The 16,458-nt window shown below is 44.6% G+C and carries 10 protein-coding genes; all 10 read right to left on the bottom strand.

Features of this window, described 5'->3' with window-relative positions:
• Nucleotides 1–146: 146 nt before the first annotated feature.
• The 10 genes from AC50YG_RS31070 to AC50YG_RS31025 all read right to left on the bottom strand — a co-directional run bounded on the left by AC50YG_RS31070 (nt 147) and on the right by AC50YG_RS31025 (nt 16,455).
• Complete coding sequence (locus tag AC50YG_RS31070) at nt 147–1,241, bottom strand: hypothetical protein (RefSeq protein ID WP_494832644.1); 1,095 nt, start codon at nt 1,239–1,241, stop codon at nt 147–149.
• A gap of 77 nt (nt 1,242–1,318) precedes the next feature.
• On the bottom strand, nt 1,319–2,179 hold the full coding sequence (locus tag AC50YG_RS31065) for a hypothetical protein (protein WP_494832642.1): 861 nt from the start codon (nt 2,177–2,179) through the stop codon (nt 1,319–1,321).
• A 12-nt stretch (nt 2,180–2,191) separates the two neighbouring features.
• The gene (locus tag AC50YG_RS31060) at nt 2,192–3,274 is read right to left on the bottom strand and encodes a cell adhesion protein (protein ID WP_494832640.1); all 1,083 of its coding nucleotides are present in this window, start codon (nt 3,272–3,274) and stop codon (nt 2,192–2,194) included.
• Nucleotides 3,275–3,284: 10 nt separating this feature from the next.
• Nucleotides 3,285–6,047, bottom strand: coding sequence for a hypothetical protein (locus AC50YG_RS31055; RefSeq protein WP_494832639.1), 2,763 nt, complete (start codon nt 6,045–6,047; stop codon nt 3,285–3,287).
• A 37-nt stretch (nt 6,048–6,084) separates the two neighbouring features.
• Nucleotides 6,085–7,902, bottom strand: coding sequence for a hypothetical protein (locus AC50YG_RS31050; protein WP_494832637.1), 1,818 nt, complete (start codon nt 7,900–7,902; stop codon nt 6,085–6,087).
• Nucleotides 7,903–7,961: 59 nt separating this feature from the next.
• Complete coding sequence (locus AC50YG_RS31045; RefSeq protein WP_494832635.1) at nt 7,962–9,377, bottom strand: hypothetical protein; 1,416 nt, start codon at nt 9,375–9,377, stop codon at nt 7,962–7,964.
• 53 nt (nt 9,378–9,430) lie between these two features.
• The gene (locus AC50YG_RS31040; RefSeq protein WP_494832633.1) at nt 9,431–12,088 is read right to left on the bottom strand and encodes a PKD domain-containing protein; all 2,658 of its coding nucleotides are present in this window, start codon (nt 12,086–12,088) and stop codon (nt 9,431–9,433) included.
• Between the two features lie 15 nt (nt 12,089–12,103).
• A complete protein-coding gene (locus tag AC50YG_RS31035; RefSeq protein WP_494832631.1) occupies nt 12,104–12,490 on the bottom strand; it encodes a DUF8551 domain-containing protein in 387 nt (128 codons plus the stop codon).
• A gap of 3 nt (nt 12,491–12,493) precedes the next feature.
• Nucleotides 12,494–12,907, bottom strand: a complete 414-nt coding sequence (locus tag AC50YG_RS31030) for a hypothetical protein (RefSeq protein ID WP_494832630.1) — start codon at nt 12,905–12,907, stop codon at nt 12,494–12,496.
• A gap of 83 nt (nt 12,908–12,990) precedes the next feature.
• On the bottom strand, nt 12,991–16,455 hold the full coding sequence (locus AC50YG_RS31025) for a peptidoglycan DD-metalloendopeptidase family protein (protein WP_494832628.1): 3,465 nt from the start codon (nt 16,453–16,455) through the stop codon (nt 12,991–12,993).
• Between the last annotated feature and the right edge of the window lie 3 nt (nt 16,456–16,458).

Raw genomic sequence — 16,458 nt, 5'->3', positions numbered from 1 at the left:
CCCTCCTTGTTTTGTTGCTATTCTCAATATAAGCAGCACGAGCCTTTCTTTAACCGAAAGTTTGGTAAAAAAATACCCGATGCTTAATGGCATCGGGTTGACGAATTCAACTAAAATGTGTCTTTGGCTTTTATTCGGATACCCATTTAGAGTACTTTTTTATAACTAATATCCAGCACATCCGGCACACCCTCAACGATTTGCAGCGTATCAGGAGCAAAATTAATGCCTGTGTAATCACCCTGGCTATCCTCTAAGTTCACATAATGAATACCTGGTGACTGCAGCTGTCCATTAATATAGACGAATAAAGTATCTTTGCGTGCGCTGCCTTTGGCTAGCGTATAGGAGGTTTCTCCGCCAACCGCTTCATAAATTTCGCGGGTCGCCTCTTCCTCCACTTTACCGAGGCTTAGTTCCGCTGCTGCGAGCCTTCCTGCCAAGTGGCTAAGTACAGCCTGCACATGAAGCCCCGCGTAGTTTGGATCCGTAATAACCCCCACTAGTTGAGCGCCTTTGCCAGCTGCAGTGGATACAAAATCGCTGCGAATAGCTGTATCAGCATTGACGCGAGCAGTCGACTCAGCAGCGATTTGCTGGACAATCGGTGTAGCTAAGTTAGCTGCGCCATCATTATCCAGCGAACCTGTGCCACCGTACAAATCCTTCATCAGCTGAATGAGATTCATATACGCTTTCGCATCAGTCGCCCCTTCAACAAAACCGGCTCCGCCTTTGATAATAGCATCTACCGGAATAACCGAAAGGTTTGTCCGTACTACATAGCGGAAATCAATATTCTCCGCTTCGGCCGAGAAGCTGTAAGGCTCTTCAGCGTCGTTCACTACGCTATAAAATTTGAGAACAAACTCTCCTGAACTTTCCTCCAGGCGGCCATATACAACATCAGAATCCTCATCTCCAATAGGAGAATCCGTACCAGTAACACGAACTTGTACCTTTTCTTCCAAGACCACCCCTTCAACCGCTACTGAAGTGGCTACTGGCCGGGAGCCTATAAGGTTCGTTACCGTCAACTGGTTAAAGCCCGCTACCGCCTTATCATTAACTTGAACAAACACATCCAATTTTGTGTCTTCCAATACATCCCGATGAGCTGAAAAATCAATATCAATAAAGTTTTCACTGATTTTGTTCGCCTCATCAAAATGCTGATTCCGCATAATTTTGTTGTTAAACTGCTCTCCACGGAATCTAGCAATCCCTCTTGTACCTGCCATATTTCCTCATCTCTCCTTTCTCTTTCCCAAATCATTATAAGGAGACCCCACTTTATTCTCACAACAGAGCGTAATATTTAAACCACCTGAATGACCAACTCAACGGTTAAGCCTTCAATGCCTGCTCCCGCTTGAATGATGCGGATTCGAAAGTGATCATTCGCATGGACATCAGCTATTTGCAAATCGTAGGGGCTTGTGCTCGCGTAGCTGGAATGTACGCCTCCAGCAATCGTCAAACCTGAACCCAAAATACTCGTCCAGCTAGGGCCTGTATCCAGTTGTTCCTGCGAGCATTTCTCTATATCCACTAAGGTAGCTTCGCTGCCCGCTGTGGAGCAGGAAGCATACACCTCCGTAATCATTCCTTCATATGGAAAGCGAATATCCATTTTAGCGATACCATTCTTTACCTTATTGAGCACAAAGACCATCGTCTTGCTTTCAGCGCGGCGCTCGATAGAATCCAGACGAGTATCCAGATCCAAATGAGGCGTATCCTGCTCCTTATATTTTCTAGCTTTAATGATCTCCTGCTCAAGCCTCCTAAGAAGCTCTGCATCCTGTTCCCAGCCAATAGTCGTACCTTTCTCAAAATACTCTAGCTTCCAAATCCGAATATGAATTTCGTCCCCTGGTTTTAAGGTAACCGATTGTCCGGCTAGAGCAGCTTCACCATAATCCAGAGGATAACGGCCCAAATCCAAACGAATGGTCCGTTTATCCACTTCCTCATAACCACCGCCCGAAAGCAATTGCTGCCCATTAAAATGAACTTCAATTTGCCCAATATCCGGAATGTACGTGTATGGATCAAGCATAATAAATAAACCTTTGCCGCTGTCCAAATATGCTTGATCTACTATAAGCTCCAGGCTATCCCAGTAAAGAGTCTCCTTCTTGCCATAACGCTTCAACGTCATTTTAGTTCCGGCCATCGTTCCACCTCCCTATACATGATTAATATCCAAAATAAAATTCAGCGGTTTGATATCAAAATGCTCATTTTTCCGTTCAACCTTCATCCAAAACTTTCTTCGACCTAAGGGAGAAACTTCAGGCAGCTCAAGCGTCGGGGAAAAATCCATTGCTGGCTGGTCCGTATCATCATGGCATAAATCCACCCATTCGTAGCCAAACTTATCGAGGTACTGGAGAATACCCAATTTGACATTTTTAGCTGTTTTATTGGCCGAAGGATTGACTAGCTCCATTTGAACGACCGTCATATTGTCATACATCGTACCCAAATACGTATCTTTCGTTACGTTAAGCTCCTTGCCTTGCCAGTGTACCTGCAGCTCGGTACCAAATAGGAAGGTATCCCCTCCATAAATAGGAAAGGCACTCAAGCTCGATAAAAGAACGCCATTGCTGTCATAAACTTTAATCATCCCATAATAAGGAGCTGTAGGAACCTGGAGGTCTACTCCTGTCCAATTTCTCTCAACCGTTGACGATGCAATAGAGTTGCCGAATTCATCACATAAATACACGGTGCAGCCTTCAGCTAAATTACCGACTGATATTTTATCGCTTTTGCAAAGCACTAGTCGATCTAGCTTCAGAGGAGCAAAACCAGAGTTATCCTTACTCTTTAGTGCGACTCCAAGCTTATTCGCGGCCAAAATATCGGTATCAAAAAGCTCCCATCCACTACCGCGATCCGCATAAAATGTCCATCGGTTCCCTGTTCGGAGCGCTCGCCATTTGCTATACTCCCGTACGGCTGAATCCAAACTTTCCAAAAATTCAATGCGGGACTCGCCATCCTTCCAGACGATAATTCCCCCTTCGTCCTTATGCTCCGTAGGGACATAATCTGCTGTTACCTCGAAGAGCAGGCTGTGTTCTGATTCTGGAATATCAAATAGCAGCATATTGTCTTCTTCCGAATGATTTAAAACGAACTGTTGAAGCGAATGGTCCAAATTCCCTGCATGGAGAGGGGAGAGCGTGTAGCGAGCATGAACACTCTCGTGTTCAAATCCATCATCAAACAGAAGTCCACTCGTTTTTTTATAAATACCCAATTTTCATCACCTACCTTGTTTTCTTCCAGTTCCAAATGCTCCACGATGCAATCTTTCCAATAATGAGCCAAATTCTTGGTTTCTTCTGTTCAGGATGCGTAGTCATCCGGCCTTGTTCAGCTTCATCAATTGAAACTTCAATCGTTTTATGACGTTTCCCACCTATTGGCTGAGCAATCTCCGTCTCCAAAATACTTTTCCGGCGTTCTCCCGCTGATGGGGAAATTGGCTGTGTTTGATGTATAATGCGTTTCCGTTCAGCATGCTCGGAGCTTTCAATATCCACTTCCAGCGGTGAATGCTTGCGGCTTGAGTGCGTATGCCCCTGAATCTCTATTTCTGTGAGTCGCCGTTTGCGAATTGCTTCATTCGCCTCCGCCACATCGCCGCCATCAATCGACAATACGTTATCAGATGAAATCATGTCATCGGCATTCCCGCCATTTACGGATAAGATATTTTCTGCCGAGTGGCCTAGCTGCGTAACGGCTTGAAGAACGGTTTCACTTTGGCCAGCAGCCGTTTCATCCAAAACAGCCGGCATAATGACATCTCCAAAATGAGTGGAGCCTTCTTCATGTCTGACCGCATCAAGCACGGTTTCCCCTCTTCCTACTCCATCCAACTCCATGATGACCTCATTGCTATTTATAGCTTCGGCCCTCTCATCCTGATGAAGAATATTAAAATAATCAGGCGCGAACAAATCGGCCAATTCCACATTTTCATAGAGAGCATCTTCATTGGAAACTTCAATTTCGGCTTGGTCCGGGCGATGAAGAATAGAGCTATAGTCGGAGGCGGACTCGGCCAGCGTCGGATCTGAGATTAACAATTGTGTATCCTTATCTTTAAACTTGGATGTTTCCATAGGCTGAGCCGTTCCTTCAAACTCCGTGACATAGCTCGCTTCCGTGCGGTCATTTTCACTCTGATAAGTGAGATAATCTTTGTACTGCGCTTGCTCCGTCTCCTGCATCACATAATCCTTCATCCTATCCACATACTGGGCCGTTTCTGACAGCTGCAGATTCGTTTCCTCAAGTCCAAGCCCATTGGCGGCTGTCTGAGTTATATCCTGTACGCCTTCTGCCTGCCCTGCTTTATCGGCATATTCAAAATCAGGTCTTTCCGCAAGCTTGCTGTTAGCATCAGTCATGGCTTGTCCAATACGATGCAGCAATGCTTCCTGGCCCCAACCCGACTGATTGATTAGAGTTGTTTCATCCATTAGGCCGCTATAGGGTGAGCGAGTATAAGCATGTTCCGGAATTTCCGCAATACCCGCTTTATTGCCGCTGGCCTCCGCAAGTTCGGTTTCGCTTGTAAAAGAAAGCAGATTGCTGCTTCCCGCAGCAGTCTCCGTAACATGCATGAATCCATCTGCCCGTGCATCAGTAACCATCTGTTCCAGTGAGTCGATGATCGCATCTGCAGCAGCCTGAGCATCCGCCTCTGAAAGCTTTTCAGATGAAGCACGAATGGCTATTTGTTCCATTCCCGATTCAATCATCTCAAACACAGCTGAACCATACATAATTTCCATAAGTCTCGCCACTTTGCTCACTTGAGGATCGCTGGATAAAATGTGCTTTATATTTTCTGAGAGGGTGTCCGCAGCTATTTCTCCTTTAACTCCAGAATGGGTGGAAGAAGCTTCGAGTAAATTGATTTGGGCATCTGCATGCACATTCTCGACACGGCTATAAGTAGACCATGCAACGCCCGCTTCCCTGCGGCTGCCGTCAACTGCCTCTGCGAGCTGCTCCATAATCCCCTCTTCCTTATTTTCTGTATAGGCGCTCTCCAGATCGACTCGCATAACCTCATCCTTGCTTGCATAACTCGCGTTATAATGATGAGCTGTATAAGCCTCATGTGTGCCGTCTGTAACATTTGAAGTGTTGGAGAAAGCTTCAATCTCCCCATCTACCTCTTCGTTTTGCCTAATTGAATAGGAGAAGGATTGTCCGATTGTTCCGTGTAAAAAGGGATTATTTTTTTGAGCCGCATGAAAAGCTTCCGTTTCGATCTCAAAATCCTTAGATTGATTAATGACCGGACTAAATCCAGTTGGCTGATTTACTATATGTTGCCGCTCATTTTCATAAAAGGAAGCGACCTGCATAGGCTGCACCGATTCGGGAATAACCTGATCAACATCAGAGAGCCTAGTTGCCCTACTAGCATTCACAACATCGAACACATAACGCGCTTGAATGTCAGATTGATTTTCAGCCAATGGTGATTGCTGCTCTCCTAATTTGAACTGTTCGACTAATGAGTCTGTATCCGTATGGGCAGCGGCCATATTACGCGCCACATCACCCACTTCAGGGATCGTTTGAAAAGCGGCTTCATTCCCTTCACTCAAGGCTGCTTCAAAAATGTCCGCATGATTAGAAACTTCCGTTTCATTCATTTGTGCCAATGGTGATCTTATGACACTGTAATCGGCGCTTAAATACTCATGAACCCGGTTTAGGTAGTTGACTATGTTGGCCAGAACGGTTTCCATCTCTTTCCCTTCCGGTTCAGACACATAGCTGGCTTTATAGCTTTTCCCGAACGCCCCGGTTGCCACATTCGGTGTTTTCCCCGCTTCCTTCATCTTGTCTTCAATTAATGCCTGATACGTGCTGCTCACTGGAGCAGTCAGATGGTATTGGTTATTCACATCAACCAAGTAGTCCAAACCGAACGTCAGTTCATAGCCCTTTTTTGAAAAAAGGGCGGTGAAACTGAGCAGGTAAGATTTTTTACCGTTCAGCATTTCACCGCCTACCTCCCTTGCTTATTAAATTAAGCTATTACCCCTGATTCTTGATTAACGTTTCTTTCAAAATACCAAGACCGATTGGAGCAAATGGCGACATATTGGCCAGTGTAAGCGGACTTACAGGAGTATCAGCTAGCGTGTAACGATATAGCTGTTTATAGTCATAGGTTGCAATAACCTCTTCGCCATCTCCTGGAATGTAGTCTGCTGCAAAAGTAATGGCCTTCGTCTCCATTTCAATCGTATAATCCGTACCATATTCCATTTCGACACAATCCACTTTAATTTTAATGTTGAAAGGCGTGCCGTCATCCTTTAATGAAGGACGATGTGACAGATGAAATACCTTCTTCGTGCCGTCGCCTTTGCCTAAATCTTCATTTTCAGCCGTTTCTACGACCTCCAGCTCATCAAGCTGGGAAATATTTTTCGGATGCACAGCGTAGCATTCATCCAATTTACCAACAAAGCCATCATTTGGATGCACGATATACATCGGAGAAATATGATATTTTCCGCTGTATACGGATGGATTAAATCTCGCTTCACCCTCATCCACCTGCTTGTCATGTGAAATAAAAGCAAGATAATGATGCTGGTAATAGGTGCCGCCAATCGACTGCTGCAATTGTACAGAGCTATTGCCATTTGAGGTATTGTTGCCATAATCTACGAATAATGCGCCAAGCTTCATATTCGCTTTCCATTTCACTTCATCGGCTGCGCGGCAGCCAGAGATAATAACATGGTTCTTCCGCGGCGCTTTGCCCAAAGTCGTCAAGCGGCCGATATAGAGCGGTGCATAATACGTATTTTCCGGCCCTGGTGTAGGGTCCGGGCGGAGAAACATAACAATGCGGTCTTTGGTGATATTGCCCCAATAATAAATGGTCGAGTCCCGCTGCCAGCCGCGTGAAAAATCATCCAGCGGTGTAAAGGACATCGCTGTTGGCAGAGATGGGTAAAGATAATAAATGGCGGTATATGCTGCATTAAGCAGCTGATCCCCTTTATCTGGATCGAAGCTCTTTACTGGAATATCGCCGTAATCGAGCGTATCTGTACCGTTTCCGTTCAATACCTTAATGTAAGAAACGTTCATCTCTGCGCCAGATTCTGGAGCAGCACCTGTCATTGTAATCGTATTGCTAGCATAATTGACCGTATATAAATCAGGCGATACCTCAATTTTATTCTTATAGAAAGTCACCGTACCCGCTTTAAGTGTCGCCGTTGTAGGAATAGGAAACGATTTGCGCGAGCCATCGCCGTCTGGAAGAATAGATTCCGGATCTCCAATGTATACAGCATCACTCATAGCTTGTACAATTTTTTCTCCGCGCACATCATCAAAAGTAAAGAAATACATGCGTTTAGGCGGCCTAGGAGCAATCTGCGCAGGTTCGTAAGATACTGTATACTTATCTCCCTCTACCGGCGCCTCCCCCATAAGGACTTGTCCTTTAAAATCATCGAGCGTATAGTCTGTTTTAGGTACCTCAACACCGTTTCTATAGATAATGACCGTATCCTTAACGATAGGATACACTTTAAATTGAAAACCCCTGTCAGTGTCCGGAATACGTACTAATTGCCCTAGAATAGAGTTTTGAGAAATAAAATCTGCTTCACCAAGCGTTGCAGTATTTTTAGTGCCATAGCCGTAAACCATACCGAAATTTCTGACTTGCCCGTCGCTGCCTCGCGAACGGAACAAACGGACATCGGCAAATTTCGTATTTTTGTAGACAGAACGGTACTTAATGAACGTATTCCAGCCATTGTTGTTAAACAGTTTTTCCATATCTAATGGCAGCTGTTGAATGTTAGAGTCTTTATCGAACCACATAATGTGACCACCTCTCGTTTAAATAGGCAGGCTGCCTGGTCAGGCAGCCTGAGCCTTTATTACGTAATCTCATTTCCTTCTTCATCTACTGAGTTGACATACAAACCTATACCTGCCGGACGATATTGTGTGCCGGGCTTTTTCGTGAAAGGTGAAATTCCTTCTACCATGAAGTAGCGGAAAACATCATACTCATTCGGGCAAAGCGCCTTGCGCACACGAAGCTTATTCGCATTAAATGACAATGCCGACAAAGCAATGGTATCTTTCAGTGAACCACGGACACCTTCCTCAGGATGAATCAGATACACTTTGGAAGTATGCACCTTCTGGCTATAACGTGAAGGATTAAATGAGTATTTGTACAATGGATTTTCTGCATTATTCCAGGCTCTTGGATAGTCCTTGCCATCTGATGTGCGTTGTGGTGGAATCGCGTTTGGCGGTGCGTTCCATGACAAGTAATACGCTTGATAGCGGGCACCCAGCTTGGAACGGCTCATCATGACATTATCCAGCCCATTGGCCGGATATTTCGGATAGCTTTTCAACAATGGAAGAATGCTCGGCATTCTTGTCGTATTATCGAAATCATATTTCGCAATTTTATCGATTGTATTCTCTCTCGGAACGGAACCTACAAACATCGCATAAGCATCGTCACCTTCTTCAATCGGATCGATTTTTCCAAAATAAAGCGGAATGGATGGAACCAGATTTCCTTCTGGTGCCGGTACATTGTCGGACTGAAGAATTAAAAATAAATTCGTAGAATTCATATGTCCTTTAATGGCAATTTCCGAATCATGCCACCAATTCGTATACTGGGCGGGTGCACTCAAGGAAGAGGAGTAGTAGCTATCCAATAAGTTAGTCCGCAGACCTGCCGTCATAATAGGAGATTGCATGCGATCCAGGAAAGCCCTTGTAATCGTGTAAACGCCAGTAGAAAGGGTTTCTGTTTTCCACATAGCTTCCTCTACCTCTATATCTAATGATGCTCGTAGTTGCTCGCTTGCATCACTGCTGTCCCAAGGAAGGACAATATCGGGTGTATTCGGACCTAGTCCAGATAATTTCTCTAACATGTACATATAAAGAGTATGCGGTGCTCGATAATTTCTAAATTCATTACTTGCCCATTCATGAAACTTATCCTTAATCGCAACCTTTGGATCCATTTTAAGTTCCCTCATGGTTCCTACAGACAGTTCCCAACTTCCCACAATAGCTACGCCAAACATTTTGCCTTCTGCATTTTCATAAATATAGTGCTCTGCAACTGTATTTCGTACCATCAATCTTTCATTGGATGGTCCAGATGGTCTTGTCCAGATTGCATCATAGATAATCTTTTTAAAATTAGCAGCGACTTTCCAGCCTGCTGTGGCGAGCAATTCACCCAGTCTCCACTGCAAATTCTCTTCCGTTACCTTATGGGTGAAGGAAGCAGGCGTTGTATCGATAAATGCCATATATTTAACACTCCTTTGCTTATTCTTTACTTATTCAATCGACGATTCTCCTTCTAAACAGGGCAGTGAACGGTATAACTCCAAGAGGTCCCCTCTGATTGTGATTTCATGACTACCTTGATCTGCGTAATTCCAGCCAAAGGATTGTAAGCGAAATGCAAGGAGCCACTGCCAGATACATAATCATTAGAAGAAGCTATTAGCTGATCCCGGTAATAAACGTCTATCCGATCAGGCACAACCTCCATCGAATAATCAATTCTCACATTGCCCGCTCTTGCTCCCATTTCATGATATTTCTCTGTTAAAACCCCTCCACCACTATCATTTAAATGACCACACTGCATGGTACCAGAAGGAGGCGGTGGCGGTGGCGGTGGTGGAACCGGCTTCGCCTTGACCAGAACCGTTGCCGTGACAGCAGCATGCTGCTCCCGTTCATTCCAAATCTTAAAGGTTACCGTATACTGTCCGGCATGACGGAAGGTGTATTCCGCATCATTAACGGTATAATCTCCTTTATGCACATCACTGGATACCGCCCACTGGTAGTAAGCAATGGGTGAGTGCCTGCTATATAACGAGGAAAACTTAATCGAATCTCCTTCATCAATGACAGATATACCCGGATTAATGGTGGCAGTGAATGCTGGCGGCGGCGGTGGAGGCGGCGGAATTTCGGGCAACGTATAGCCACCTTTTAAAATGCCAAGTCCTGCCGGTCTAAATCCGGTAGCTGGCCTTTTCGTTAATGGTGAAATACCTTCGACCAAATAATAAGCGTATACCTCGTATTTGTTTTCCGCATCACAGTGATTTTTGACAGCTTTTAGCTCGTCACCATTCATTATAGATAAGGGAGAGACGAGAATAACGTTGCGCAGCGTACCATATGTGCCATCCTCAGGATGGATTAATAACGCCCTTGATGAATGGGCTTTATCACTGTACCTTGATGGATTAAACTGATATTTATAAACATCATTCTCATAGTTGTTCCAGGCACGAGGATGCTTCTTCCCATCCTTATCCTCGCGAGACGGCGGCATCGCATTCGATGGAATATTCCATGATAGATAATGAGCCTGATATCTTGCGCCATATTTTGTTCGTTTGACCATAACCGAATCAATGCCGTTGCTTGGATAACTGGAGTAGTCCTTCATAATGGGCTGGAGAATTTCTTGCTTAAGCTGCACATCGTCATAATCGAGCTCAGCCGACCTTTTTAATGACGCTTCCAGAGCAGCCCCTTCCTTGTAATAAGCCGTTCCAGCAAATAAAGCAGCAGGAGCCATGTCGTCAGATGTTTCCGTTTGAATCGTAAATTCCAGCCACATCCGAGCTGCAACAGGGAAATAGGCACTTACACCCACATCGCTATACGCTTCAATCGTAACGGCGCTTTTCCCATCAATATTCGTAATATCAAATTCACCCATGTACTCAGCATCTTCACGATTATTGGTCGGCTCTACTGTTGCTGTGGTCGTAAAGTGACCTATTGTTTGCCCCGCTATCGTAAGACGTACAAACTCATCCTGTCTTCCTCCGTCCGCATCGCCCATAAGCCATACTTTGACTTTAGAGCGGCGACTCACCATAGGTTTATTCGAAATAATGGTAGAGCTCCGCGATGTTGCACCCGAGAAATCGAACTTGATTTCCCTATTTACAACTTCATCCACTGAGTCACCCATATCAAAATCACCCATATACAATGGAATTGCAGGCACTGCGTTGCTATCCCATATTGGAGCTGTGTCCGCATGAATAATAAACATGAGTGATTTGCCATCGATAAAACCCTTTAAGAAAACCTTGCTATCTTCCCACCAATTTGTATATAACACATCGGCAAAAGCAAATTTCTCCGTATGCTCCAGCTGTGGAATACGTGTACGGGCGGCAGCAATCGGCGACTGGTATAGCTGTGGAAATTTGTGCGTAATTTTAAACTGTAAAGCTTGGGTCTGGCTAGTCAGGCCCCACATTGAGGTCTGTACTTCAGCATCCAAGGCAAGACGCTTTAGCTCCGCCGGATCATCCCATCCGACAAGCATTTTTCCCGTGCCGATGAATTTATCCAGCTGGTAAAAGTAAAGCGTATGATTTTCATAAAGCTTATCTTCCTCCGCCTTCTGAATCGCCCACGAAAATATTGCTGTACTCTGCGGTGTCAGCTGTGTTCCGTAATCCGCCAAAGGCTCATAAATAGCAAAGGGAACGCGGCACTCCGTATTACCAACCTGTACAGTTACCTTTGCCAGCTTAGCCATACCAAAAATATTGCCTGAGGCGTTCATCAAGATGTAATGCTTAGCCACATAAAAATCAAACGTATCATCAGCTTGTACAGAGCTGTAGTAAATTGCGCATTGACCAGAAACCCCAGGCTCAAAAGTAATTCGTGTCGTACCGTTCGCATTTTCGCTTTTAGTGTAGTAAGTGTAAGGCATAATTCTGCCGTCCAAATAAATGAAATAGTCGTTATTTAAAAGCTCTGGCAAATCGACTACTGGGTTCGCCAAAGGCAAATACAGTCGCCTAATTGTAGGCTTGGTAAGCTTATTGGAATAAGCGACCTTCGTGAACTCTCTGATTTTCGTCCAGCCATTATTTTCACAAATGCCTACTAGTCCTTCTAGCAAATGCTCTTCATTAAGCATCGTATCCAGCCAAGGTGTCGGCTGGTAGGCTGTATCGGCCATATGTTCACCTTCTTTCTATTTGAGAGTCTGATAATTCACCCATACATACTTAGGCTTTCCGCCCTCATTAAAAAATTCAAAATGCAGCTGAGTCCCGCTTGGACAAGGGATAATTGCCGTTAAATACATGCCTTCCGGAATGTCCTTTGTATAAATATTTCTACATACTAGCTTCTCTCCAACATAGAGATTCCAATAATCCTTTGCTTCGTAGTGGGATACCCCAACTGCTACTGAAAGCAATTCACAATCATCTGTAAGCAGCAGCTTGCTTTCCACTTTCCCTGCTGACTGCGCCTCCACCATAACTCCCTCAATATAAGGGTTGGTTTTAGTCGGCATAAAAGGAGGATCGAGCCGTCCCCCAACGACATAACTAGCAAAGTTAGCACCGCTGGACATCTATTACACCGCCTTTATATAATCAAGCTTCAGATTCTTGAATATACCGTTCTCTCTAGTAATAGTGCCTCTAACCGTACTAAAAGTTGCGATATTCGTTTCCGACTCTAATTCCTCGTTTAAAACAGCAGCCGTTGCAATTTCGATTTGGAAGGCTATCACAATTAACTGCTCATTTCGTTCCAACGTCAAAATCTCAACCGTCCCATTATCATAGGTGTAAACGACTGAGGTCACTAAAGCGGGATATCCAGCCATCTCCCTAAGCACATCTACACTTAAAACATTTGGTTCTTCAGCAGCACGATCGACGATACTTAGGTCGTCCCCGCCCTTGTATAAACCAGATTTTTTTATTTCTCTACGAATCAGGTCGAGAATCGGAAATATCTCATTCGCATTAATAAAATTATTCAAAATAACACCTCACTCTCGCTTGCATTATAAGAAAAAAAGGAAACAATTAACGTCTGTGACGTAACTGTTCCCTTTGCCTTGTGCTATGAACCGACATTTGAGAGCGTCTGCCAGGTCAGTTCCAAATTATTAATAATACCCTGGTTGTTGCCCACCAAACGGTTGCCTTTGACCAAATAATAATTGGCGGTAAACGTTTTTGCATCATATACATATACGGCATCCAGAATCTCGATTAATGGATTCCCTTTTACTACTACATTTTTCGTACGAGCCTGGCGCTTAAGATCAAAGAAAATTTTATTCGCTACCTCTTCTTTTAATCCCCGCATGGTAGCCCCATCGACTTCTTCAATCCACTCGAGCTGCGAGCCTGCCGTACGAATATTTCCTTTAGTAGCTACAAGCAGCGACTTATCAAAGAAATGCTCCACCATTCCTGTAGAACCAGATATCATTAAATGGTTGCGAACGCGAGAATAATCGGTTGAGGAAGTGACACCTAGCAAATTGTTTCCATCAATAAACTCCCACTTCATTCCTGAAACGACCATCCAATCGGGAGAATCGAGAAAATCCATTCGTTCCATCTTAAAAGTGCCGTAACGGTCACAGTACACACGGTAAGGAATATCTTGAATAAGGGATTGGAGAGCATCTGTTGCCCTTGTCCCGATGGGGAAAGATACGGATGCGACAAAAGGATTTTGCCAGCCGCCAACTGTCATAATGGATTCTTGGGAGACAGCCTCCAGCTCCCCTGTTTCCTGATTAAACTTCATGAATGTGTGTTTGCCTTTATTCACATCAATATACACCGTATCCTCAATCTCATAATCCGCGTGACGCAAATCCTCAGGATGTGTTTTCCAGTCAGTCATGCCCGAGGCAACGACGATATCCTCCACAATGCTTGATTTAATCCATGAAAAAGCTCCACTTTCCGCAGCATAAGCCTCCTCCGGGGGATACTGCATGGGCTTATAGAATACGAATTCCTCCAGCATATCAAACCGGTCTACGCAGCTGAATGAAATCGTCTTATTTTCCGAATTCTCTTGAATTTCCCCTTTAATCATGCCCGTAAATACACGAACGACCTCATCTCCATAGCCGGCGTAAATACGAATGGGCGTTCCTTCACTGACGACATGTCTAATTTCGCCCTCTTCATAATACGTCATAGGAGACTCAATTAATCGGTAGGAATCAGGAAACTCCGGCTTCCTTTCCCAGGTCGGCGAATAGATGCCGGAAGCATTATTGAGCGTCACCTTGGCTGTTCGCGAAGACATATCCATATGCGAATTAACTTCCCATTGCATAACGTCAGCATCCACAGTGAACATTTCTTCAAACACAAATTCGCCTACTTCATACCACTTCTCTTTATAGGCATCAGCAATATGAGTAGCAAACTGTTCAATAGCATAGTCATTAGCTGAATAATTCACCTGATCCAGGTACATCGTGCCTGCACCTACAGCGAATAATATTCGATTGGCTGTGTAGCTCATCGCCGTGCCTCGAACACCTGTATTTTTCCACACATCGTCGATCTTTACGTATACGTCGACATCCGTTTCATCATGGCATACAACGGTATATTCGACAAAATCGCTTTTATTATCTACATTGTAGCTTCCTCCGCCTTGAGCTGACACGCTGCTGTCATTTATGCGGATAAGAAACGCTTTCGTACCGTTGCCCACATATAAACGTCCCGTTGTTCCCGGCTCGACTTTGACATTAAAGTTCATCGTAAACGGAAATTTCTTCACCTTGCCCAATCGTTCAATGCCCGCTTCTCCTCCCGCTGTGGAGATCGCTTGATGATCGCCTTTATCGATCTGCTTGACCGTTCCATAAGGTGTCCAGTTGTTGGCGCTATTCATGCCGTCTTCGAAATCCCACATTTGCTTGCGCTCAATGGTCTCCACGTCAAACTCCTTGGCCCTGATCCAAAGCAGACCGAACTTTCCAACAGAAGCTTTCGATGGATTGGCAAAAGAAATCTCAACTTTATGATGGCCTTTAGGAATGGCAATGGATGCCGGATAGGCAATGCCATTTTTGGCGCTGATTCCTTTTATTTGAGTGATCAAATAATCATCGACCTTTACGTTAACGATATCCTCCAGCTCCAAATCGGCCATGTATGCCCAAGCCAAATTCCCTGCTTTTACCCAATCATGCTCAAAAACAATCGTTTTGACCGAGCCAGCCCGGCTTGTCCCTTTAAAACCAAGCACATTGAACTGCGTACCGTCATCCTGTGCCATAAACTGTTCTGCACCAGTTAATTCCGTGTATTTTTTCACGTCGAGATCTGTCCGTTTGGCTGTAAAATCTTTATAATACGTTTGCTTTGACGTTGTTTTATTGACCTGATAGGTGACCATTTCCTTGCTCAATTCCTGATTAGCAGTTCTCGGCTTGCCATCTCCATAGCCTTTGACCCGGACGACAACCTGTTTCCGACCAAAATTCAACGCTTGCTGCTCGGTCTCCATTAATATATCTATACGGTTGCCTTTAATAGCTCCACCCGTATCATCTGCTAAATATTCGCCCCAGCTCACACCATCTACAATGAGTTCCACCATACTTTTTAGAGGAATAACGGAAGGATCGACGGCGATAATTTTCCAATCCTTCCATACCCGCACATCCGTGCCGCTCTTCGTAATTCCGGAACATTTGTAGCATTTTGCAATGTAAGCCGTCGCTTCCATGTTGTATTCCTGAATGGTCGCTGCGGCCTCCTGCAGCAGAGGAGTATCCGTTGCTGAAAAGTCTCCCACCGGAACAGACTCTGCCTTTGAGGGAATCTGGATGGTTTGCGTACCACGTAAAAAAGGCTCCGGGTTCAAATCATTGTTGTTAAGCCTGACTTCAAAATGAAGATGCGTACCATCTCCACCATTTGACCTAGAGGTTCCTGTGTTTCCTCCTAGTCCAATCAGTTCGCCTGCCCCTACTCTTTGCCCTACACTTGCGACAAGCTTGTTTAAATGAGCATATCTTGTTTGCCAGCCATTACCATGGTCAACGTAAACCACATTTCCGTAGTTCCCATTATACTTTGAAAAGGTTACTTTACCGGCCCATATTGCGTACACAGGATCATTCATTGCTAAGTCAAGATCAAGCCCCTTATGTTTCGGCCTTGTTACATTAGCTGATCTATGTCTCGAAGTAATAACCATCCCTTGAATCGTATTATTATCCGTTGTACGACCTCTCATTGTCGAGCTTTGCAAAATGGGCATCGACATGTTCGCATTTCTCAGCTCGGTCGGAATATCTATCGGCTGGCCGTCAACATAGCTGGTCAATTGCTTCGCCGAATCAATAGATATAAGCTCGGACACAGCACTCTCGACGACATATTGCACAGCATCATATTTCCTACGCATCCCTGGCACATAGGTCATTTTATCAAGCTCGACAATGACTCTCGGTTCGTTGCCAAGCGCATTAACCTTCTCCATCATATCGCGCATCAATTGATCCGTAGGATATTGCACATTAGATACTTTAGTCAAATT

The organism is Paenibacillus sp. J31R34, assembly GCF_059383715.1.
Note: the sequence above shows the minus strand (reverse complement) of the source record. Positions and strands in the feature narration are given on the sequence as shown.